Annotated in this window: 18 protein-coding genes; 5 read left to right on the top strand and 13 right to left on the bottom strand. The window is 55.1% G+C overall.

The features are described 5' to 3' along the window. Positions 1 to 193 precede the first annotated feature (193 nt). From IM700_RS17560 to hemE, 8 genes are all read right to left on the bottom strand, one after another. The gene (locus IM700_RS17560) at positions 194 to 2,164 is read right to left on the bottom strand and encodes an ABC-F family ATP-binding cassette domain-containing protein (RefSeq protein ID WP_193418382.1); all 1,971 of its coding nucleotides are present in this window, start codon (positions 2,162 to 2,164) and stop codon (positions 194 to 196) included. A 15-nt stretch (positions 2,165 to 2,179) separates the two neighbouring features. Next, complete coding sequence (locus tag IM700_RS17555; RefSeq protein ID WP_193418384.1) at positions 2,180 to 3,013, bottom strand: DUF92 domain-containing protein; 834 nt, start codon at positions 3,011 to 3,013, stop codon at positions 2,180 to 2,182. Next, positions 3,010 to 3,651, bottom strand: a complete 642-nt coding sequence (locus tag IM700_RS17550) for a fumarylacetoacetate hydrolase family protein (RefSeq protein WP_155605013.1) — start codon at positions 3,649 to 3,651, stop codon at positions 3,010 to 3,012. Before IM700_RS17550 ends, IM700_RS17555 begins: the two co-directional genes overlap by 4 nt. Further along, the gene (locus IM700_RS17545) at positions 3,632 to 4,432 is read right to left on the bottom strand and encodes a glycerophosphodiester phosphodiesterase (RefSeq protein ID WP_239484005.1); all 801 of its coding nucleotides are present in this window, start codon (positions 4,430 to 4,432) and stop codon (positions 3,632 to 3,634) included. Before IM700_RS17545 ends, IM700_RS17550 begins: the two co-directional genes overlap by 20 nt. Before the next feature lie 36 nt (positions 4,433 to 4,468). Then, on the bottom strand, positions 4,469 to 5,890 hold the full coding sequence (locus tag IM700_RS17540) for a CapA family protein (protein ID WP_193418386.1): 1,422 nt from the start codon (positions 5,888 to 5,890) through the stop codon (positions 4,469 to 4,471). A 220-nt stretch (positions 5,891 to 6,110) separates the two neighbouring features. Beyond that, positions 6,111 to 7,535 (bottom strand): protoporphyrinogen oxidase, encoded by a 1,425-nt coding sequence (hemG, locus tag IM700_RS17535; protein WP_193418388.1) that lies wholly within the window; start codon positions 7,533 to 7,535, stop codon positions 6,111 to 6,113. 6 nt (positions 7,536 to 7,541) lie between these two features. Continuing rightward, a complete protein-coding gene (gene hemH / locus IM700_RS17530; RefSeq protein ID WP_193418390.1) occupies positions 7,542 to 8,483 on the bottom strand; it encodes a ferrochelatase in 942 nt (313 codons plus the stop codon). A gap of 56 nt (positions 8,484 to 8,539) precedes the next feature. After that, positions 8,540 to 9,601, bottom strand: a complete 1,062-nt coding sequence (hemE, locus tag IM700_RS17525; protein ID WP_193418392.1) for a uroporphyrinogen decarboxylase — start codon at positions 9,599 to 9,601, stop codon at positions 8,540 to 8,542. A gap of 258 nt (positions 9,602 to 9,859) precedes the next feature. On the opposite strand from hemE, the gene IM700_RS17520 reads away from it, so the two are divergent. Beyond that, a complete protein-coding gene (locus IM700_RS17520) occupies positions 9,860 to 11,077 on the top strand; it encodes an MFS transporter (RefSeq protein WP_193418394.1) in 1,218 nt (405 codons plus the stop codon). Positions 11,078 to 11,197: 120 nt separating this feature from the next. On the opposite strand, the gene IM700_RS17515 is transcribed toward IM700_RS17520, so the two are convergent. After that, positions 11,198 to 12,364, bottom strand: a complete 1,167-nt coding sequence (locus tag IM700_RS17515; protein ID WP_193418396.1) for an alanyl-tRNA editing protein — start codon at positions 12,362 to 12,364, stop codon at positions 11,198 to 11,200. 168 nt (positions 12,365 to 12,532) lie between these two features. Between IM700_RS17515 and shc the strand changes: the two genes are divergently transcribed. The 3 genes from shc (at position 12,533) to IM700_RS17500 (ending at position 16,256) form a co-directional block, all read left to right on the top strand. After that, the gene (shc, locus tag IM700_RS17510) at positions 12,533 to 14,476 is read left to right on the top strand and encodes a squalene--hopene cyclase (RefSeq protein ID WP_193418398.1); all 1,944 of its coding nucleotides are present in this window, start codon (positions 12,533 to 12,535) and stop codon (positions 14,474 to 14,476) included. Positions 14,477 to 14,756: 280 nt separating this feature from the next. Next, a complete protein-coding gene (locus IM700_RS17505; protein WP_193418474.1) occupies positions 14,757 to 15,425 on the top strand; it encodes a DUF559 domain-containing protein in 669 nt (222 codons plus the stop codon). A gap of 330 nt (positions 15,426 to 15,755) precedes the next feature. Next, a complete protein-coding gene (locus tag IM700_RS17500; protein WP_193418400.1) occupies positions 15,756 to 16,256 on the top strand; it encodes a GNAT family N-acetyltransferase in 501 nt (166 codons plus the stop codon). A gap of 42 nt (positions 16,257 to 16,298) precedes the next feature. Here the strand turns inward: IM700_RS17500 and IM700_RS17495 are convergent, their stop codons facing one another. Next, positions 16,299 to 17,621 carry an APC family permease gene (locus IM700_RS17495; RefSeq protein ID WP_193418402.1) on the bottom strand — a complete coding sequence of 441 codons (1,323 nt, stop codon included), beginning with the start codon at positions 17,619 to 17,621 and terminating at the stop codon, positions 16,299 to 16,301. 248 nt (positions 17,622 to 17,869) lie between these two features. Here IM700_RS17495 and IM700_RS17490 point away from each other — a divergent pair, with 248 nt between their 5' ends. Beyond that, complete coding sequence (locus tag IM700_RS17490) at positions 17,870 to 18,583, top strand: cupin domain-containing protein (protein WP_193418404.1); 714 nt, start codon at positions 17,870 to 17,872, stop codon at positions 18,581 to 18,583. 66 nt (positions 18,584 to 18,649) lie between these two features. On the opposite strand, the gene pfkB is transcribed toward IM700_RS17490, so the two are convergent. From pfkB to IM700_RS17475, 3 genes are all read right to left on the bottom strand, one after another. Beyond that, on the bottom strand, positions 18,650 to 19,570 hold the full coding sequence (gene pfkB / locus IM700_RS17485; RefSeq protein WP_193418406.1) for a 1-phosphofructokinase: 921 nt from the start codon (positions 19,568 to 19,570) through the stop codon (positions 18,650 to 18,652). Positions 19,571 to 19,574: 4 nt separating this feature from the next. Beyond that, a complete protein-coding gene (locus IM700_RS17480; RefSeq protein ID WP_193418477.1) occupies positions 19,575 to 20,324 on the bottom strand; it encodes a DeoR/GlpR family DNA-binding transcription regulator in 750 nt (249 codons plus the stop codon). Positions 20,325 to 20,474: 150 nt separating this feature from the next. Continuing rightward, positions 20,475 to 21,071 carry a TetR/AcrR family transcriptional regulator gene (locus IM700_RS17475; RefSeq protein ID WP_193418408.1) on the bottom strand — a complete coding sequence of 199 codons (597 nt, stop codon included), beginning with the start codon at positions 21,069 to 21,071 and terminating at the stop codon, positions 20,475 to 20,477. Positions 21,072 to 21,232 lie beyond the last annotated feature (161 nt).

The following is a 21,232-nucleotide window of genomic DNA, read 5'->3' as shown; positions in this document are numbered from 1 at the left end:
AAAGAAAGACTCTTCGCCAGGCGAAGAGTTTGCAGGTCTCGATTATATCATAGATTCATAGATTGGAGCGCTAAACCCCAAAAGGTTGCATTTTGAGATTACAACATTTCATCCGACCAGCGGTTGTATTTGGTTCATTCAGGCTGCGGCTGAAAAAAACAGGCCTCGGACTCATCCTCACCTCAGCCGTGCTTCACAAGTTCCGCTGGGCTTCGATCTTCTCCGCCAGCTCGTTCAGATACGTCCAGCGCTCCATCAGGCGTTCCAGCTCGGCTTCCGCTTCCTGCTGCTGCTGCATTAGCTCCTGCAGACGGACGGCGTCGCTCGCGGCGGACTCCATTCCCTCGGAAATCGTCGCAAGACGCAGCTCGGCCGCTTCGATGGTCGCATCGATCGTCTCGTACTCGCGCTGTTCGTTATAGCTAAACTTCAGCTTCTCTCCGCGACCCGGACCCCGGCTGCCGGATGGAGTTTGGGCTCCGCCGTCGCTCTGGTCAGTCCGGTCGTTGCCTTGTTTCCGGGAATCCGAGGCGGTTTGTCCACTTACATTCCCTTTCCCGACGCCACCCGCCTGCAACCGCTCCTCATATTCGCTGTAGTCGCCCACGTGCACGGCGACCACCCCGCCTCCCTCAAACGCCATGATCTTGTCTACGGTCCGGTCGAGGAAATAGCGGTCATGGGAGACGACAAACACCGCGCCGGGGAATTCATCCAAATACGCTTCCAGTACCGTCAGCGTCTGGATGTCGAGGTCGTTCGTCGGTTCGTCCAGCAGCAACACGTTTGGAGAGCCCATCAGCACGCGCAGCAGATATAACCGCCGCTTCTCTCCCCCCGACAGTTTACCGATCGGCGTCCACTGCATGTCCGGCGAGAACAGGAACCGCTCCAGCATTTGCGCCGCGGTAATCCGTGAGCCGTCCGCCGTCGTGACAACCTCCGCCTCATCCTTGATATATTCGATTACTCGCTGCTGGCTGTCCATTTCCTGATGTTCCTGGGTAAAATAACCCAGCTTCACCGTCTGCCCAAGCACGATTTCGCCGCGATCCGGCTCAATCCGTCCGGCAATCATGTTCAGCAGCGTCGATTTCCCGCTGCCGTTAGGTCCCACGATGCCGACGCGGTCCCCCGGCACCGCCGTATACGTCAGCTCCCCGATCAGCACCCGGCCTTCGATCGACTTGCGCAGCCCGTCGATTTCCAGGATTTTGCGGCCCAGCCGCGTGGAGGCAACCGAGATTTCGAGATTGTCGTTCTTATATTCCGTCTTCGCCGACTGCAGTTGCTCGAACCTTTCGATCCGCGCTTTTTGCTTCGTCGAGCGGGCTTTGGCTCCGCGGCGGATCCAGGCGAGCTCAGTCCGCAGCAGATTTTGCCGCTTCTGTTCGGACGCGGCTTCACGCTCCTCGCGTTCGCTCTTCAGCTCCAGGAAACGGCTGTAATTCGCCTCATAACGGAACAGCCGGCCGTGATCCAGCTCCAGCATGACGTTGCAGACGCGATCCAGAAAATAACGGTCATGCGTAATAAGCAGCAGCGCCCCGCGCCGTTTCTGCAAATACGTCTCCAACCAGGCGACGGAATCATTGTCGATATGGTTGGTGGGCTCGTCCATGATCAGCAGCTCAGAGGGAAGGATTAACGCTGAAGCCAACGCCACGCGCTTGCGTTGGCCCCCGGACAAGCTGCCCATATTCTGGGCGAAGTCGGTGATGCCTAGCTTGGACAGAACGCTCTTGGCCTCGCTGACCAGGGTCCACGTTTGCAGTCGGTCCATCTCCTGGGACAGACGCGCCAACTCCGCTTGACGTCCGGCATCTCCCGGCTCTCGTTCCAATGCTTCCTCGGCCTCCATATAAGCCGACACGACCTGCAGCTCGGACCCGCCGCCCTGGAAGACGCCGCGCAGCACGGAAATGTCCGGGGCAAACTCCGGATTTTGCGTCAGAAACGTCACCCGTACGTCCCGATTGATCGCAACCTTGCCGGAATCGGCTTGTTCCATGCCGGCAATCACCTTCAGAAACGTAGATTTCCCTGTTCCGTTGACGCCGATCACGCCGATTTTATCGTTTTCATCCATGCCGAAGGAAGCGTCCTGAAACAGCACTTTCTCCCCATAGGTTTTCGTCAGATGTTCCACCGTCAGTATGTTCATTCGCTAACCCCTACTTTATCCTATCATCCCGATTCCCCACGCCACGAACCCGGCTGCCAGAGAACTGAGTAAATTCACCATATCATTATCCATCCAACGGTAACCCCGCAAATGGACGGTAGCTTGGTCACAATGTACCGCCACCTCGACCTCTTTGCCGCACACGGTACAGCGCTGCATGTCCTGGATGGTCGCGCCTAGCCAGGAATCGGCGAAAGCCCCAACCAATCCGGAAACCCCGCCGATCAACCCCCATTTCACCAGCGCGAACAGCGCGGGAACAACTTCGTTATACGCATCGTCTCCGGTCCACAGTCGGAGCAGCCAAGCGGCGCCGCCGATGCACGCCGCACCGGCCAGCGCTGCGGTACTCCCCAGCAGCGTCACCCCGCCCGACGTTCCCGGAGGAACCCGGCGGCCGTTTAAGATGGAACGCGGCTCGCGTTTGCTGAGCCCGCCCCATTCCGTCGCCCATGTATCCGCGGTCACCGCGGCCATCGTCCCGACGAAAAAATACGCCCACGCCGGATCTGGCCAGAACAGGTTGCCGAGACAGGCCAACATGCCCAGACCGCCGTTCGCCAACACCTGGCCGGCGTCCCGACGTCCGCTTTTGGCATAGGATTTCTCCAGCTCGGCCTTACGGTCCCCGCGAAAATGCGAGAAAGCCGAAGAGCTGACGAAAAACAACAGCAAAATACCAAACCAGAACAAATTGCCGGCCCCGTAATATACGGTCCCCATGACGAATGCGGCCAGCATGCCGGAGAGGGATAACGATTTCTTCTTGTAAGCCGCTCCAGACACGATTAGGGCGCCAAGCGCCCCAATGATCCAATCGAAATTCATTTTGCCGCCGGGCCGGAAGCTACCGTGCAGCTTCCCAGCACCTGGGAGCCATAGGACAACTCCAGCTTATCTCCTTGAACAACCGGGCCCACCCCTTCAGGCGTTCCGGTAAAAATCAAATCCCCTTCGCCCAGACCGTAATGCTCGGCGATATAATCGACGATTTGCTGCAGCGGGAAGATCATCCGACTGATGTTGCCGCGTTGCACAACCTCTCCGTTCTTGCGCAGCACAAAATCTTCGTTTGCCGTTTCCGCCGCGCCAGGGAAGGCAAGATAAGGCGTGATTGGCGCCGACTGGAGGAAACCTTTGGCCGGTGTCCACGGATTGCCCTTGTCTTTGACGATGTTCTGCACGTCGCGAAGCGTGAAGTCGATTCCAAACGCGATCACGTCCACCAATTCGTCGACCGTTATCCCCGGCTTATAATCACGGGCGATACGCAGCACTAACTCGGCTTCATAATGCACCGAACCGCGGTCCGCCGGAAGCTCAAGGCCCCGGCCGTCCATCGTCGTCACCGCATGCGACGGTTTCAGGAAGATCATCGGCTCAGTTGGCACCTCGTTGCCGAGCTCCTCGGCATGTGCCCGATAATTCCGCCCAACACAATACACATTAGCGATCAATTTGTTCATCGTCATCTTCTCCTCCTGGGGATTGTGGTTTCACAATCACATGATTCGTTTTCCCGCTGCCGATCGCCTCACGCCATACATCCGGCCGGTTTGTGCAAAGCAGAATGTCGGGGTGCAGCGCCGCCGTTTTCCGCAGAGACCTCACATCGTCCATCGTCCATGCCATCACGTCGATGCCGTGCTTGAATGCTTTCTCGGCTAGCTCTGCGGTTAATGCGCGATAATGTATCGATAAAAAAGAACAATGCAACAGCTTCAGCCGCAGCAGCAAATCCTTCGGCTGCCGGTCAATAATCAGACCCGTGCGGATGCCGCGGCCAATCTCCTTGATTTTCGCCAGGATCCGCGGCTCAAACGAAGTCAGCACGACCTCGTGTTCCATATGCCGACGCTTGACGGCGGAGATCACCTTTTCCTCCAAGCCGGGGTACCTATTCCCTTCCGTCTTGATTTCCAGATTGGCGCGCAGCCGTCCGGCGATCGTGTCCAGAAACTCATCCAGGCTAGGCAAACGTTCCCCACGGTAAGCCTTAGCTTTCCAACTGCCGGCATCCAGCGCCTGCAGCTCCGCCAACGTCTTGTCCTTGACCGGCCCCCGACCGTTTGTCGTACGGTTTAAGGTAAAATCATGAATCAACAAAGGCACGCCGTCCTTTGAACATTGTACATCAACTTCGATCCAACGGACATCCTTCTGCTCCATAGCCAGTTGGACCGCGGCCATCGTGTTCTCCGGGGCGATCCCGGAGAAACCGCGATGGGCGACACATGGGTTACGCAATCCCTCGCCTCCCTCCTAACGGAAACGATCCTTTCCTTACGCGCGATGATCCGCCAGCAGCGTTAATCCGGGCTCTTTCGTCCTGCCGATCCGGGAAGTGCTCACTTCGCCATCCTCAGAAATCCGCACTCCCGGCGAGAAGCTCTGGATCTCCTTCAGCAACTGGCTTCCGTCTTGAGGGCTCATCGGCACGGGCTGGCCCAACTCGGTAAGATAAGGGATCAGCTTGAGCTTACAATCCCCGCTGCGTGTACAGGAAGCCGCAAATACCGCGGTCTCCCACGTCTTCGGGTCCTTCGATTTCGTAAAAATAAAGTTGCCCGTGCTATAGGCAATCCACTTGCCTTTGTATTGCTCCAGCCCCTGCATTACATGAGGATGGCCGCCAATGACCAGGTCAGCACCGGCATCGATAAACGCGTGGGCCAAACCCTGCTGATGTTCTTCCAGCTTGGTGGTCCGCTCTTTGCCCCAATGGGTCATGACAAGCACCAGATCGGCATTCTTGCGCGCCGCCTTAATGGCGTTCACTGCAGCTTCCGGCGCGTACGCCGAGGCGACTCCCGGTTTGTTCTTTCCGGCAACCCATCCCGGCTCCGGCACTACCCGGCTGAATCCGAACAAGGCGATCTTGATGCCTTTGCGTTCGAGATAGACCGGGGCGTAAGCTTCTTTGCTGTTCTTGCCCGCGCCGACATACAACACGTTGTGTTGCCGCAGGGCTTTCATCGTATCCTGAAGACCGGACACGCCTTGGTCCAATACATGGTTGTTCGCCAAATTGACCGCGTCCACGCCGGCCTGGGCCATCGGTCCAATCGCCTTCGGCGGCGACTTGAAGACAAAGGTCTTATCAACCGCAGGGTTTCCGCCGGAAGTCACCGGCGTCTCCAGATTCAATACGCTTAAATCGTCGTTCTGGAACAACCCCCGCACGTATTTGTACGGAGAATCGTATCCTGCTTTCTCCAGCCGCTCCTCAACCTTCCCGGAAAAAATCGTGTCCCCCGCAAAATGAATCAGCAGCTGCTCCGCATCGCCGCCATTCTCCTTGCCCGAACCAGTGCCGGATGGCGGATTGGCTATGCCAACCTCGCCTCCGTCGGGTGCATCTCCATCCCCTTCTCCGGGCGTGGTGTCCCCCGCTTCGGAGTGATCCGTACCGTTCCCTTTCTCCGTCCCCGTTGGTGCAGCACTGTCGTCCTCCGACTGTGGAATTGGCGTTTCCTCGGCTCTTGAATCGCCGTCGTCCGGTACAGTTTCACCCGAAACGCCGGGCAACTGCCCCGTTCCCGCCTCCGGAACGGCCTGCCCGGTTCGTTCTTCCAAATAAAAGTAAGCTCCCAGCACGAAAATTAAAGTGATGAGAGTCATGTTAAGCAGGAGCCAGAGCCGGTTTTGACGCCGTCTTTTTTCCTGCTGCTTCTTTTTGTTTTTTTCCGACCTCGGTGGATACATGACGGACTCCTTTTTACTTCGATCTATCTTTTCAGTGAACCTTCGATGTCAGGTTTTGAGCACCGCCGAATCCACCTCTCTGAATACGCTTCGTGATCAAAAGCTGACCGTTTGATTTTATTATATCAGGTATCCGAAAATAAATAGAACCCCTCACCTATTTTGCGGGCAAGGGGTCAAGAAGTCCTAAGTTGGGTTGGGTCACACAGTCGGCTCCACTTTAAGCCTGGGCGACCTTCAAGTGATCGGCCATCTGCTCCGCCAGCTCCTTCGCCTGCTTGATGCAGTCAGGCAGGCCAACGCCGTAAAACGCCGCTCCGGTTGCATATACGCCAGGGAGCGATCCCTTCAGTTGGCGGGTTAACTCCGCAACCTGCTGCAGATGTCCAACCGGATACTGCGGCATCGATTTCGGCAACCGAGTAATTTCCGTGAACAACGGCCGGGCCGTGATATTCATTAACCGTTTCAGATCCTCTAACACGAGCTCCGTCAGCTCCTCCTCGGGCAGAAACGCCTTCTCCTCATCGCCGGAACGGCCAACGTAGCAGCGCAACAGCATTTTGTCGTCCGGGCTCGTATGCAGCCACTTGATGCCGGTCCACGTGCAGGCGGTAATATTCAGGCCTTCCTTGCGTGGTACCAAGAAACCCGATCCATCAAACAAGCCAGTAACATCTTTGCGATCAAAAGCCATAACGACGTTAGCAACGGACACGTAGTTGATCGTATCCAGCGCGGTCACATCGACATGTGGACGTAGCAACTCCGCGGCGGTGAACGCTGGAACGGTGACGATCACATCGTCTGCCGCCAGCCCTTCGCCTGACGCAAGCACAACTTCGTACGCTTCCGGTCCCGTACGGCGGATTTCCACCGCTTCGGTCTCCAAGCGGCAATCTACATCCGACAACGATGACACCAGTCCGTTCACCAACGACTGCAAGCCTTTGCGGAACGTCAGGAACGCACTGCGCTTCGTGCCTGTGTGCGTTTCCACCGGCTTCTTGCCGGTCATCATGCCCTTGATCAAACTTCCGTAAGCCCGCTCCACCTCTCCGAATTGCGGGAAGGTCGACTGCAAGCTGAGCTTGTAGGTATCGCCCGCATAGATCCCCGCGAGCAACGGCTCGGTTACGTTCTGCAGCACCTCGGAACCCAGCCGGCGTTCGATGAACATACCAAGCGATTCGTCCTCCTCGCTTTGCCGCGGCGGCATCACCAGGTCCAGCATCGCCCGGGCTTTGCCACTCCAGGAAACGAGTCCGCTGCGCAGGAAGGGGCCAAGCTCTGTCGGGATGCCTAACACCAGCCCCGAAGGCATCGGATGCAGCTTGCCTTCACTGACGATGTACGTCTTCTTGGCGTCCGGGTTCATTGAGACAAGCTCGTCTTCCAGCCCCAGCTCCTTCGCCAGATCGGTCATGGCCGTCTTGCGGGCCAGGAAAGAATCCGGACCTTTCTCAATGACGAAATTGTCCTTCTCGAGCGTTTCGATTTTGCCGCCAAGGGTGTTGCCTTTCTCCAGCAGCGTAATTTGCGGGGTTAAGCCCCTCTCCGAATAGAACTTGCGAACGTAAAAGGCTGCGGACAGCCCGGTTAGCCCCCCGCCGATAATGACAACCTGACGTGAAGAATCACGCATGTCCTCTCATCTCATTTCCCAAGATTTGATAATGACGTCGCCGAGCGCCTCCATGTATAAAGGTTCGGTGTTCAGCGATTCGATCCGTTCCAGTCGCATATCCAATTCTTTCGCGATCGTTTTGGCTTCGATGTCTAGATCGTACAGCACTTCCAGATGGTCCGATACGAACCCGACGGGAGCGACCAGCACATCCTCCACTTGTTCTTCGCTCAAGTCTTTTAACGTATCTAAAATATCCGGCCCCAGCCACGGATCCGCCGTACGGCCCGCGCTTTGCCAAGTGAACTGCCAGTTGGTCACGCCAACTTTGTCCGCCACGGCCTGGGACGTCTCCAGCAATTGGTCGCGATAGGGATCGCCCATTTGCAGGATTTTTTCCGGCAAGCTGTGGGCGCTGAACAGCACTCGAACCTGATCGCGCAGTGCGCCGGCTTCCTCAAATTGGTCGAGCTTGGCGGACACCCGAGCGGCAAAAGCCTCGATCAGCTTTGGATGTAAATGATAGCTCTCCACGAAGCGCATCGAAACTCCTAGCTCTTGCGCCTTCGCCTCCGCTCGCTTGACGTAACCGCCGATGCTCATGACGGAATAATGCGGCGCAAGCACGATTCCAACCGCTTCTCGGATGCCGTCCTTCGCCATTTGTGCCACGCCGTCCTCTATAAACGGATGGGCATGCTTAAGCCCTTGATAACAAACGAACTCCGTATCTTTGCCCGCGGCCATGCGGTTCAGCGTTTCCTGCAATGCGGCGACTTGCTTGTCCGTATTGGCGCGCAGCGGAAACACTCCCCCTACGATCGCCTCATATCGGCCGACCAGCTCCTGGAGCTGTTCCGCAGTTGGGGGATGGCCACGCCGGATATGCGTATAATACGCTTCAACCTGGTCCAAGCTTTGCGGCGTCCCGTAAGACATCACCAACACTCCGATTTTCGATTTCACGATTCCAGTTCACCTCTAGTCGATAATTGAGTTGCACTCATGTATGTGGTTTAGCATTACGTACGCGGCGTTGATTGATGCAGGATCGCTTCGGCGGAATACGCATGTACGAATTCCGTTAGCTCGCGCAGCTTGTCGATGGAAGCCTCAGGAAACAAGCCGTGACCCAAGTTAAACACAAATCCCGGGGCCGTTAAGCCGTCGTCGATAATTGCTTTGGCCTGCTGCTTAATGACCTCCATCGGCGCGGTCAAAATGTAGGGATCCAAGTTGCCCTGCATCGCGAACTTTCCATTCGTCCGACGTCGTCCTTCCGCGATGGATACGCGCCAATCGAGCCCTACCGCGTCGGCAGCGATATCGGTCAACGTTGGAAGCAGCTCTCCTGAGCTTACGCCGGGAAAATAAATTTTCGGTACATCCAAATCGCGAAGTTCGGTAAAAATACGGGTGATCGTCGGGAGTACATACCGCTGAAAATCGTTTGGAGCAAGTGCGCCCACCCAACTGTCAAACAGTTGGAGCGCTTTGCCTCCACTTTCTACATGGGCTCGCAGATAAGCGATGACCATATCGCCCAGCTTGTCCATCAGCTTAAACCAGGTTACCGGTTCGCCGTACATCAACGCTTTCGTGTGGATATAGCTCTTGGACGGCCGTCCTTCGATCAAATAGCTAGCGATCGTAAACGGCGCGCCGGCAAAAGTAATGAGCGGAACGTCAAGCTCCTTGTCCAGAATCGCAATCGTCTCCAAAATATGCGATAAATCCTTATGGACGTCGATTGGCTTCAGTCGCTCTACATCCGTCAGCGTCCGAATCGGTTGTTCGATAACCGGCCCGATATTTTTGACAATATCAAACTCCACGCCAAGGGAAGCAACCGGATTCATAATGTCGGAATACAAAATAGCCGCATCCACACCAAGCTTACGGACGGGCATCATGGTGATTTCTGCCGCCAGCTCCGGCCGCCGGCATATCTCTAATAAGCTGTACTTTTCTTTAATTTTCCGGTAATCAGGATCATATCTGCCCGCCTGGCGCATGTACCAAACCGGAAGACGATCCACCTCTTGCTTTCGCAGAGCCCGGATCAAACGATCGTTGTAAACCAAGCTGCACGCCTCCAATACTCGTAGAAACCATTTTTATGAAAAATCATAGCTACACTATAAACATTCTAATGTACATTATGCCCTACTTAAAAGTAAGTAACAACTATCACAACGGCCAAACGCATGGCGAACCTATGACAATCGGATGAAGATGCCATGAAGAATGACTCAGACCAAGCATTTCCAATAGTGATATACTAGGATCACTTTGTGAAGTGAGAAGCATCCTTAGACCCTGCGAAAGGAAGTGAAAGCACATTGAACACCTGGAAGGTCAATCTCATTGTGCTTTGGTTCGGACAATTTCTGGTCAATGCCGGGATGACGATGATCACGCCGTTTCTCTCGCTGTATCTAGCGCGGGATTTGAACGTGCAGGGAGAGCATGCGATCGGAATGTGGGCCGGGATGATTTTTGCTGCCAATTTCGCGACTTCGTTTATTTTTCAGCCCATCTGGGGAAAGCTTGCCGACAAATACGGTCGTAAAATCATGTTGCTTCGCTCCGGCTTCGGCATGGCCATCGTCATTACGCTGATGGGCTTCGCTACGCAACCTTGGCATCTGCTCGGCTTACGATTGCTGAACGGGACCATCTCCGGCTTTAATCCGGCCTCCGTGGCGCTGATCTCAGGCACGGCGCCGAAGGAGCGAATGGGCTTCGCGATGGGTACGATTCAGTCCGGCACCGTGGCCGGTACAATTCTGGGGCCCTTGATCGGCGGATTGATGGCGGAGTGGATTGGGTTTCGGCCGATTTTTTACATTACCGGGGTGCTGTTATTTATCGCCTCCTTGCTGGCGCTTCTGTTCGTGCGCGAGAAGTTCGACCGCGAGGAAGCGTCGCATACGCCGCAGCCTTCCGTGCTGCAGGGCTTCCTGGAGCTGAACAAAACGCCTCAGCTGACCGCGTTGTTCGCCGTGACGTTCCTGCTGCAATTCGCGATGCTGAGCCCGATGTCGCTGCTGCCTTTATACGTGGAGAAGCTGCACGGACAGACCGCCGACGTGGCGTTCTGGGCCGGTTTTGTCAGCGCCGTGACGGGGATTTCGAATATGATTACCTCGCCGGTTCTCGGCAAGGTCAGCGATAAGCTGGGGGCTCACCGCATCCTGACCTTTTGTCTCATTGGAGCAGCGGCCACGCTGATCCCGCAAGCGTTCGTGCAAACGGTGTGGCAGCTGATCGCCGTTCGGTTTTTGATGGGCGTATTCATGGGGGGGCTGTTGCCAAGTGTCAATGCGCTGATCCGGTACTACACCCCGGACGGCATGGAGAGCCGGGCGTTCGGTTTTAACAGCAGCACACTGGCTCTCGGCAACATGATGGGCTCGCTGATCGGCGGGTTCCTCGCCGGGTATATCGGCATCGAAGGCCTGTTCGTCATCTCCGGCATACTGCTGCTGATCAATACGATGTGGGTCCGGCTGAAGTTGTATGCGAGACCGAAGCCGCGAATGACGGCGCCGAGGTAGCAGGAATCCCTCCAGTTCTTTTCAAGCATTCGTACGCGGAAAAATGAACCGCTGTCTCCAGCGGCTCATCGTTTTATCGGACTAATACGAGAGTTCCCGCACTGACAGCGGCAATTCTCCCTATAACAACGCTTGTCTGGCAAACTCGTAAAAAGCCAGCGCCTCGGGCCGACTACCGAAGCCGGCCTGCGCCAGCTTGTCGCTGCCGCCGCCTTTTCCGCCATATGCGGCCAGATGCTCCTTGAAGAATGCGCCACAGGACACCGAATGGCTGCCGTTCTGAGCCAGCACCACCTTGTGCTCGGATTCGGTCGCCAGCAACACTGCCGCGTCACATTGCGCGGTGAGCTTCTGCGCCAGGTTCTGCAGCTCTCTTAACGTCTTGTCTGCAAAAATGTGAGCGATCCGCCCGACTTCCTGCTTGGCCAACAGCTGGCCTACCGTAATCTCGTCCATGGCTTCTTGTAATGCGTCCAATTCGGATTGCAGCCCCTTCTGCTCGTCCTCCCATTTGTCCAGACGCTCCAGGATGCCGTCCCGGCCTGTTTTCAATCGGGAGGTCACCGCCCCAAGCACTTGTTGCTGCTCCCGAAACTCGTTTAAAGCCCGGTACCCGCATTTGAAAAAGATCCGTACATGGCCCTTCTGCTTCTCGGTCTTCAGCAGCTTAATCATCCCGATCGCGCCGGTCGCCGCGACGTGCGTTCCTCCGCAACCGTTGTATTCCACGCCCTCCATCTCGACGATACGGACGCGGTCTACCGCCTTCGGCGGTTTTACCAGAGGCAGACGCGAGGCTTCTTCTTCAGTGACAAAGTAGCCGGAAATCTTATGATTCATATAGATATGACGGTTCGCCTCGTGTTCGATGGCAGCAAGCTGCTCTGTCGATACCTCCGTCCGATCTACGTCAATCGTGCAGTAGTCCTCGCCGAGATGGAAGCTTAGCGTCATCGCCCCATGCTCTAAGCATACGGCCGACAACAGGTGTTGCCCGCTATGCTGCTGCATGTGATCAAACCGGCGGTCCCAGTCGATTTCACAGCGGACCTCCCCCTCTCCCGGGAATCGCTCTACCTTATGCAGCACTTCATCGCCTTCACTGATCACGTCCAGTACGGGAATGCCTTCAATTCGCCCCGTATCGTTCGGCTGCCCTCCCCCGTGCGGATAAAAGGCGCTTTCCTCCAACACGACGTAAACGCCGTCCTCCCGTTCCAGCTTGCCTTTGACGCGGGTCGTCCAACAGGTCAAATAAGCATCGTCAAAATAGAGTCTTGTCGTCATTGCTAACTTCCCTCTCTTTGTATCGTTCCTTGATCTCAGTAGAAGTCCATTCTTCCCTTTACTATACCTGAACTCGGGGGTACTTCGCACCATCGTTACTGAGTTGCCGCACATGGCTCTCTTCCTCCTCTCATATAATGGGATGACGATGACAAGGAGGGAGCAAGGATGGCGCACAACATCGCCGATATAAGGAGGGAGATTCACCGATTATCCGGGGAATTGATTCAGCGGCAGGAAGCGGATGGCGCTTGGCGGTTTTGCTTCGAAAACGGCATTACCCTTGATGCATGCACGATTATCCTCTTTCGCACGTTAAATGCGGACCGGGAGGAGCTGATCCGGCAGTTGCATGACCGCATCTTGGCCGCCCAGCAGCCGGAAGGTTGCTGGCGATGGTACCGAGACGACGGCGATGGCCATCTGTCCGCCACGGTTGAGTCGTATTACGCCCTGCTATTCTCCGGGTACAGCCGACCGGAAGACGAAGCGCTGCAAAGGGCGAAGCGGTACATCCTGGAACGCGGCGGCATCGGACAGGCGAAGAGCCTGCTTACAAAAGCGATCCTGGCAGCCACCGGACAGAGGGCCTGGCCCTCGTCCTTGTCGCTGATTCCGATTGAAATCCTGCTGTTACCCGAGGCGTTTCCGCTGAACTTCTATGATTTCTCCGGTTACTCGCGGGTTCATCTTGTTCCGCTATTGATCATGGCCGAGCGGAATTTCCGCGCCAGGTCCGTGCGGACGCCCGATTTGAGCGAGCTGTTCTCGGACGACCGCGGTCCGGAAGAAGAGGCGCTGACGCAGTCCCGCGAGAGCCGGGAACCGCTTGAGCAGTTCCAATCGGCGTTAGGCCATTTGGTCGGAACGCCGCGGCGCATTCGTCAGGCCTCGATCCATAAAGCCGAGCAATATTTGCTCGAAAGGATCGAAAGCGACGGGACGCTTTACACCTATGCCAGCTGCACGGTGCTGATGGTCTTCGCTTTTCTGGCGCTTGGTTATGAAACACAGCATCCGGTCATCCAGCGTGCCGTCGAAGGTTTAGCTAACATGAAGTTTACGGTGGACGGCGGCGGCCTTGGCGAAAGCGGCTACGTCACGATCCAGAACTCCCCTTCCACGGTCTGGGATACCGCGCTGATCTCCCATGCCTTGCAGGAAGCCGGCGGCCCGCCTTCCCATCCGGCCGTTCGACGGGCTGCCGATTATTTAAGGGAACGTCAGCATCGTAAACCGGGGGATTGGCAGATTCATAATCCAGGTACCGTGCCCGGGGGTTGGGGGTTCTCGGAGACGAATACATTCGTCCCCGACGTCGACGACACCACGGCCGTCCTGCGCGCCCTCCACGCCTTGCACGCTGACGATCCCGCTACCCTCGACGCGTGGAACCGCGGGCTGAATTGGGTCTGGTCGATGCAAAACGCCGACGGCGGCTGGCCGGCTTTCGAAAAAAATACCGATAAGGTCATGCTTACCTGGCTGGCCATCGAAGGGGCGAAATCGGCGGCCACCGATCCATCGGAAGCGGACCTGACCGGCCGGACGCTGGAGTACCTGGGGAATTTCGCCAAGTTGGGCGTACGTCACGATTGGGTCGCGCGTGGGGCAGACTGGCTGCTAAGCCATCAACAGGAGGACGGGTCCTGGTACGGTCGATGGGGGATCTGCTACATTTACGGTACCTGGGCGGCATTAACGGGATTAATGGCGGTAGGCATGCCCGCCGACCATCCGTCCATCGCGAATAGCGCCGAATGGCTGCGAAATATCCAAAACGCCGACGGCGGCTGGGGGGAATCCTGCCGCAGCGATCGAGCGAAGCGGTACGTGCCGCTCCGCGCCAGCACGCCCTCACAGACGGCGTGGGCGCTGGACGCGCTGATCGCGGTGCACGACCGGCCAACGCCCGAAATCGAACGCGGCTCCGCCCGTCTGATCGAACTGCTGCACGAAGACGGCTGGCCCGCCTCCTATCCGACCGGGGCCGGGCTGCCGGGGTATTTTTACGTTCACTATCATAGTTACCGGTATATCTGGCCGCTTCTGGCGCTCTCGCATTATGCGAAAAAATATGGGGACGAATCGGCGGATGATCCGATCGGCTGACGTCCGCCCGCTCCTGTTATTTTGCGGAGCACCGGGACGTTCAGGCCGCGATCCGCGGGGGATCCGGTGTCGTCCCCCCGACCTTACGACCGCATGGTCCACGACGTCGATCGGGGAGACTTCTAGTTTTGCCAATAGTTTCCTGGTAGCTGTTCTGCGATATGTTCAAACCGCATCACGCGATGTATAATGGACCTAAGACGAAGAACGTCCCGATCCATGCATTTGGAACCGGGGCGTTTTCTTATTTTTCGGGAGGGATGGGTCCATGGTTTCAGAGATGGCGTTTGAACAAGCTCATGCCACATTTATGCAGGCGCATCTACAGTCGAGGACGGGAGAGCGCAGAGGGCGTCTGGAGCGCGGTCACCGGGAGGCGGAGAAGTTATTCTGCCGGAAAGTTTGGTGGGAGGTGCAAGGGAATTTCGATCGCCTGCATCCGGAGTATGAGGTTGTAGATTGGCGAGGGCACTCTTATTTTTGCGATTTCGTATGGTTGGCTGGACCCGTGAAGCTGGTCATCGAGATCAAAGGGTTTGGTCCGCACGTCAGGGACATGGACAGGCAAAAATACTGCAACGAGCTAAATCGGGAAACTTTTCTGACCGCGATGGGGTTTCAGGTGATTTGTTTCGCCTACGATGACGTCGCGAACCGGCCGGAATTGTGCATCACCTTGCTGCGCATGGTGCTCAATCGGTATTTGCCGGCGAATTCCCCAGCGGATGCTCAATCGATCCAAGAACGGGAGATCTTGCGACTTGCATGCATGCTGGCCCGGCCGCTGCGTCCCGTGGACGTAGAGACCCACCTGTCCCTTAACCATCGGACCGCCGTCCGTACTCTGCAATCGTTAAAGGCTAAGGGAGTTTTGACCGCAGTTTCAGGTGCGGAAGGCAAACACGTCGTAAAATACGAGTTGCATAACGACGCCGTTTATTGGTTTTGAGGGGGGAAGGGCCTACACCAGCAAAGAAAAACCTGCATAAATACAGTTTTTTGAACGCCTTTTCTTCAAATCGAGCAAATGTCTGCAAATATACAGTTTTTTGTGGTGATTACCGCGATATTAGCCTTTCCGAGGTAAAATTCCTGCACTTTTGCAGGTTTTCGCCCTAAATCGGTAATTCCGATGAAAAAGCCTGCACTTTTGCTGCTTTTTTGGGAGTTATCCTAATGAGTACATATACATAGGCACCCCCTCATCATAGTGATATGATGATTGTGACGATAAAGGGTTGCCTTACACTTATCTTTAGGGAAGGAAGAGGAAAACATCGTGACCGAAATCAGAGAGGCTGTACTGGAGGATTTGCCGGACCTACTGGCCATTTATAACGAGTCGGTGCTGAACTCCGCGGCCACGTTTGACTTGGAAGCACAGACGCTAAAGCAACGGAGGGTCTGGTTCGACAACCACGGCGGGCGGTTTCCGCTGATCGTGGCGACGGTGCAAGGGAAAGTGGCCGGTTATTGCTGCCTGAGCCCGTTCCGGGCGAAACCGGCATATGCCCATTCAGCCGAGCTTTCGGTGTATCTCGCCGCCGAGTTCCGCGGCCAAGGCATCGGCTCCGCCCTAACCGCCGACATTTTGCAACGCGCAGCAGCGCTTGGCTATCACACCGTCATCAGCGGGGTGGTCGGCGGCAACGAAGCCAGCCGCAAGCTGCACGAGAAGTTCGGCTTTGAATACATCGGTTGTTTCAAAGAAGTGGGACGCAAATTCGGGAAATGGTGGGACGTCCATTTCTATCAATACATAACGGGCGCCGGCCATTAAGCCGGCGCCCATCGGCAAGCCTGTTTTCGTCTAGCGAACCGCCTATTTCCGCTTCATATAGGAGTAGATCGGCAGTCCGATCAGCGTGATCCCAATCCCGATCAAGGATTGGAGCGGGCTGCTAATGATCGTGCTCCCCAGGATATATATCCCGCCTACGATCCCAACTAGCGGCGTCACAGGGAACAGCGGCACGCGATACTGCCCTTTCGGGGAGGATACATTCCTCCGCAGCAGAAACACGCCAAACACGCCCATCGTAAAGAAAATCCACAACACGAAGATCAGCAGGTCGGTTAACGTATCAAACGTCCCAGAGAAGATATAAACGACTGCCAGCACTCCTTGAAAAATCAACGCATTGGACGGCGTCTGAAACTTCGGATGGATTTTGCGGAACACCGCCGAAAACGGAATTTCTCCTTTCTCGCCCATAGCCTGCGGAACCCGCGCCGCCGTCATCAGGTATCCGTTTAGTGCGCCAAGCACGGAGACGATGATCCCTGCGGTAATGAACATTCCCCCGCCGCTGCCGAACAACGCTTCGGCCGCATCCGCGCCGGGAGCTTTGGAACTGACGATCGCATCGTAAGGCAAGATTTGAAATATCGCCAGGTTAACCAACACATACACGCAGATAACGAAAATCACGCCGATGGAGATCGCTTTGGGCAGCGTTTTTGCCGGATTTTTGATTTCTCCCGCCATGTTGGTCACGCCGATCCAGCCGTCGTATGCCCACAACGTCCCCAATACTGCTACGCCAAAGCCCGCGCCGGTAGCAGCCCCATGCACCCCCGAGAATCCCGGCGACGAGCCGGTGAACAGGCCAAAGCCGATGATGCCGACGATCGGGATCAATTTGCCAACCGTAGCCAGCGTTTGAATGACGCCGCCATATTTGGTGGAGACCACGTTCATCGCTAGGATAAAAGCAAGGATCGCCACGGCAAGCAGCTTTTGCTCGAACCCGTTCATCGGGATAAAATACCCGGAATACGAGGCGAACGCGATGGCTAAGGCCGCCACGGACGCAGGATAGGAAATCACCGTTTGCACCCACCCCAGCAAGAAGCCCACCATATTACCGTATAGCTCGCCAAGATACGTATACAAACCGCCGGATTTGGGAATCGCGGAGGCGATTTCGGCAACGGATAAAGCCGAAGCCAACGTGATGATGCCCCCCGTCACCCAAGCCAACAGACTCATCCATGGAGATCCGGCATGGGTTAACACGATCCCCGGTTTCAGGAAGATCCCAGATCCGATAATGACGCCGACAACGATGGCAAGGGCTTCGACGAAATTCACCGTTTTACGGATAGGCCGGTGTTCTTGCCGTTCTTGTTCGATTGATTTCATAGGTCGTTCTCAATTCCTTTTGGTTGTCGTATTTTCGTAAATGGGAAGCTGGTCCGCAAATTACCGCATCATTATACTGTACCGGCCTTTCCTTAAGCAATCGATTTTTGTGAAAAAAGGAACACATTCGCTCTATCTCGTGAACCTGTGCTAATCCCCTGCTCCATCCCGTACATATAATTTCAAAGCCGAACATAAATATCAGTAGAAGTGATAGCGCCTATACGTAGGAAAGGCAGGGAACAACCATGGCGGTTTCTTACATGGATTTCACATCACCCAACGCACAGTTCTCGTTCGACGTCAACCGGAACACGACGGTCAGAAAGGACCAACGCAACTTCATCAACGAATTGTCCATCCATCAGTTAAATACGCTCGGCAATATGTCGTTTCTGGACACATACCTGGACAAAGGCAATGTCATCGAAATGCATATTCACCAAAACGCCTCCGAGCTTGTGTACTGCCTGTCGGGGGAAGTCGTCGTCTCGATCATCAACCCGTTCACCAAAGAGCTGCGGCATTATCCGAACCGTCCCGGTCAGGCGACAAGCATCCCGCAGGGGTGGTGGCACTACGATACCGCGACCATGGACGGAACGCGTTTTCTGGCGATTTTCGATCAGCCGATTCCTGAAATTATCCCCGCGTCCGATATGCTGCGGCTGACTCCGCCCGAAGCGTTCGCGCATACCTATTGCCTGGATGTCGACAAGGTCCGGGAAGCGTTCGCTCCGCTTAATCAAACGGTGATCATCGGCCCGCCGCGGGGCTGTCATCAGGAAAACCAACCAGCCCCTTTCCCTAATCCGCAACAGCAGGCTTATCCGCCGCATCCCCCTCATCCTCCCTATAACCAAGGTTATGGGCTTCGGCCATATCAACAGAGCGATGGCAATCCCCGCCGCCCGCAGGTCATCGGAAACGGTTGGGCCCATTTATACCACGATGGACCTTGAAGATAAGAAGTAGCTGAGGAAATCGAAAGAACCCCAAGCTCGGATTGGGGTTCTTGATTTTTTTCCTTATTCGACTTTAACAATGCTCACCCTCGCCCGCAATTCATCAATCAGCACACGCTCAGCCAAATCGTCGGAGAAGGCAGTTGCGCTTCCCGAAGCGACGCCGGCGCGGAACGCCTCCATCAAGTCTCCTCCCATGGCAAGCGTTCCCGAGAAACCGGCGATCATCGAATCGCCGGCGCCCACAGAGTTGCGCACCTTCCCCGGCGGAACATTCGCATGATAAACCTCGTTTCCGGTGATTAACAAAGCCCCTTCACCAGCCATCGAAATTAATACATGCTGCGCCCCTTCTTCAAGCAACCGGCGACCGTAAGTAATTAACTGTTCTCGTGTTTCTATAACCACGCCAAACAGCTCGGCTAGTTCATGATGGTTCGGCTTTGCGAGCAGCGGCTGGTACGCCAGTGCCCGGCGCAGCGGTTCGCCCGTGGTGTCGATGACGAATTCGGCTCCTTGCATCCGGCATCTACGGATCAACTGCTCATAGAAATCGCCGGGAAGCGACGGAGGCAGGCTGCCGGCCAAGATAACGAGGTCGCCTTTCCTGAGGAGGGACAGCTTCTCCACCAAGGCATTGGCTTCTTCTCCCGTAATGGCCGGGCCCCCGCCGTTAATCTCCGTTTCCTCACCATGCTTGAGCTTGATATTTATCCGGGTATCTCCGTCGTCGATGCGTACAAAATCGGCGTTAATCGCCTCATCCCGCAGAAATCCCTCAATGAAATCACCGGTGAATCCGCCGAGAAACCCCATGGCGGTCGTGTCCGCCCCAAGTCGCTTCAGAACGCGCGAGACATTAATGCCTTTCCCGCCGGGTAACTTCAGGTCTCGAGTCATGCGATTCAATCCGCCAAGCTGCAGGCCGTCTACTTCCACGATATAGTCGATGGAAGGATTTAGGGTGACGGTATATATCCTCATGTGTTTACCCTCCAATAAGGTTTGTCATTTCCGCGATCGGCTTGCGCCAACGTTCCGGAACTTGCTCCGCGATGAGTGCCGCCTTATCCAGTTCCATGATCTTGGAGAAGGCGACGTGCCCGATTTTACTGGAATCGGCAAGCACATAGGTTAGCGAGGAGAGCTCACTCGCACGGCGTTTCAAAGCTGCTTCCTCCGGGTCCGGCGTCGTGTAACCCGCATCAGGATGAACTCCGTTCGCCCCGAGAAAACACCGGTCAAAACGGAACCCTCCCAGGTTATCCAAGGCCAAGCTGCCGACCAGCGCTTTCGTGCGTTTCTTGGCTAAACCGCCGAGCAAATAGCTTGGAATAACGGCCTCCAGCAGCGCATCTGCCTGTGGCAAGCCGTTCGTCACGACGGTGATAGATTTCCCTTTCAGATAAGGGATCATTGCCAATGTCGTCGTTCCGGCATCTAAATAAATCGCCTCTCCACTTCGTACTAAACCGGACGCCATCTCGGCAATCTTTTGCTTTTGGGGGAGGTTTACGGCTGATTTCTCCGCCATTCCCGGCTCAAGCCCCCCGGACAATGCTGGCAACGCCGCGCCGCCATGGACTCTCCGGAGCTGGCCTCGCTCCTCCAGATCCTGCAGATCGCGCCTCACGGTAGATTCGGACGCCTCAAGCATCGTGCAAAGCTCCTGGAGCTTGACGATGCCCTTCTCCTGCAGCAGCCGCAGAATCCGGCGATATCTCTCTTCGTTTAGCATCATTCCCCCTCCTAACTAAAAACATCGTATCATAATTTCCACAAATATCAATCAAATACATTCACAATCGATCATTTTCAATCATTCAACTTGTCATAACATGAAAAAAAGAACCCTGTTCAATTCAGAACAGAGTCATCTTCTTCAATTCTATTGACTTGGCGCAATGCCTTTGACCAGCAGTTCCGTCCATTGGGCGGTATAAGGGAGAATCTTCGAGTAGATATGCGGGCTGGATATCCCTTCAACCAAAGCTTGGAAGTAAATCAGCAAAAATTCATCCGAATATTTCAGATCCACCTTGCCTTCTTTACGCCCGCGATGGAATAAATCCAACATCATGCTATAGCTCTCCTTGACATATTGCTGCATGATCAACGATAAGCCGTCATCATCCTTCTTCGTAAAATAATCCATTAAATCCACATAAAATTGCTTATTGATTTTATCTAAATAATTGATTTTGTTCAGGCTCATAGCAATGATTGTTTCTTCGAAGGGCTTGTTTTCGGCCATAATGGCTCGGGCCGCCTCCCCCATTCGGGTTAAAAAATACGTAAAAACCTCGTGGATCAAGTTTTCTTTGCTTCCAAAATACTTGAAAACTGTCGTTTTACCGACATTGGATTGTTTCGCGATCTCATCCATCGTTAGATTTTCAATCCCGTCATCGGAGTTCATTAAGTTAAACGCCGCTTCCAAAACTTGCTTTTTCTTCTTTTGGGTCCTCTTTTCAAAACCGTTCATTTCTCATTCCTGCTTTCCAACCGTGTTGAATTAAAAATATTTATGGTCTTCTTAGTTCATAATTTTTCTACTTATTAAGTATATACCGAATATTATGAATCATCAAACAAACTATAGTTCTAAATTTCGTTTTTTTAAATTGACTGGGTAGATAAAAAGGC

It is taken from the genome of Paenibacillus rhizolycopersici, from assembly GCF_014947195.2.
Lineage (GTDB): Bacteria > Bacillota > Bacilli > Paenibacillales > Paenibacillaceae > Fontibacillus > Fontibacillus rhizolycopersici.
The sequence above is the reverse complement of the archived record's forward strand: the minus strand, read 5'-3'. Positions and strand labels throughout refer to the sequence as shown.

Coding starts and splice junctions, on each gene's coding strand:
- IM700_RS17515 (WP_193418396.1), bottom strand. CDS start 12,364: ATGACGACAAGACTCTATTTTGACGATGCTTATTTGACCTGTTGGACG.
- IM700_RS17480 (WP_193418477.1), bottom strand. CDS start 20,324: ATGCTAAACGAAGAGAGATATCGCCGGATTCTGCGGCTGCTGCAGGAG.
- IM700_RS17550 (WP_155605013.1), bottom strand. CDS start 3,651: ATGAACAAATTGATCGCTAATGTGTATTGTGTTGGGCGGAATTATCGG.
- IM700_RS17555 (WP_193418384.1), bottom strand. CDS start 3,013: ATGAATTTCGATTGGATCATTGGGGCGCTTGGCGCCCTAATCGTGTCT.
- IM700_RS17490 (WP_193418404.1), top strand. CDS start 17,870: ATGGCGGTTTCTTACATGGATTTCACATCACCCAACGCACAGTTCTCG.
- hemG (WP_193418388.1), bottom strand. CDS start 7,535: ATGCGTGATTCTTCACGTCAGGTTGTCATTATCGGCGGGGGGCTAACC.
- IM700_RS17495 (WP_193418402.1), bottom strand. CDS start 17,621: ATGAAATCAATCGAACAAGAACGGCAAGAACACCGGCCTATCCGTAAA.
- shc (WP_193418398.1), top strand. CDS start 12,533: ATGGCGCACAACATCGCCGATATAAGGAGGGAGATTCACCGATTATCC.
- IM700_RS17505 (WP_193418474.1), top strand. CDS start 14,757: ATGGCGTTTGAACAAGCTCATGCCACATTTATGCAGGCGCATCTACAG.
- IM700_RS17560 (WP_193418382.1), bottom strand. CDS start 2,164: ATGAACATACTGACGGTGGAACATCTGACGAAAACCTATGGGGAGAAA.
- IM700_RS17540 (WP_193418386.1), bottom strand. CDS start 5,890: ATGTATCCACCGAGGTCGGAAAAAAACAAAAAGAAGCAGCAGGAAAAA.
- pfkB (WP_193418406.1), bottom strand. CDS start 19,570: ATGAGGATATATACCGTCACCCTAAATCCTTCCATCGACTATATCGTG.
- IM700_RS17475 (WP_193418408.1), bottom strand. CDS start 21,071: ATGAACGGTTTTGAAAAGAGGACCCAAAAGAAGAAAAAGCAAGTTTTG.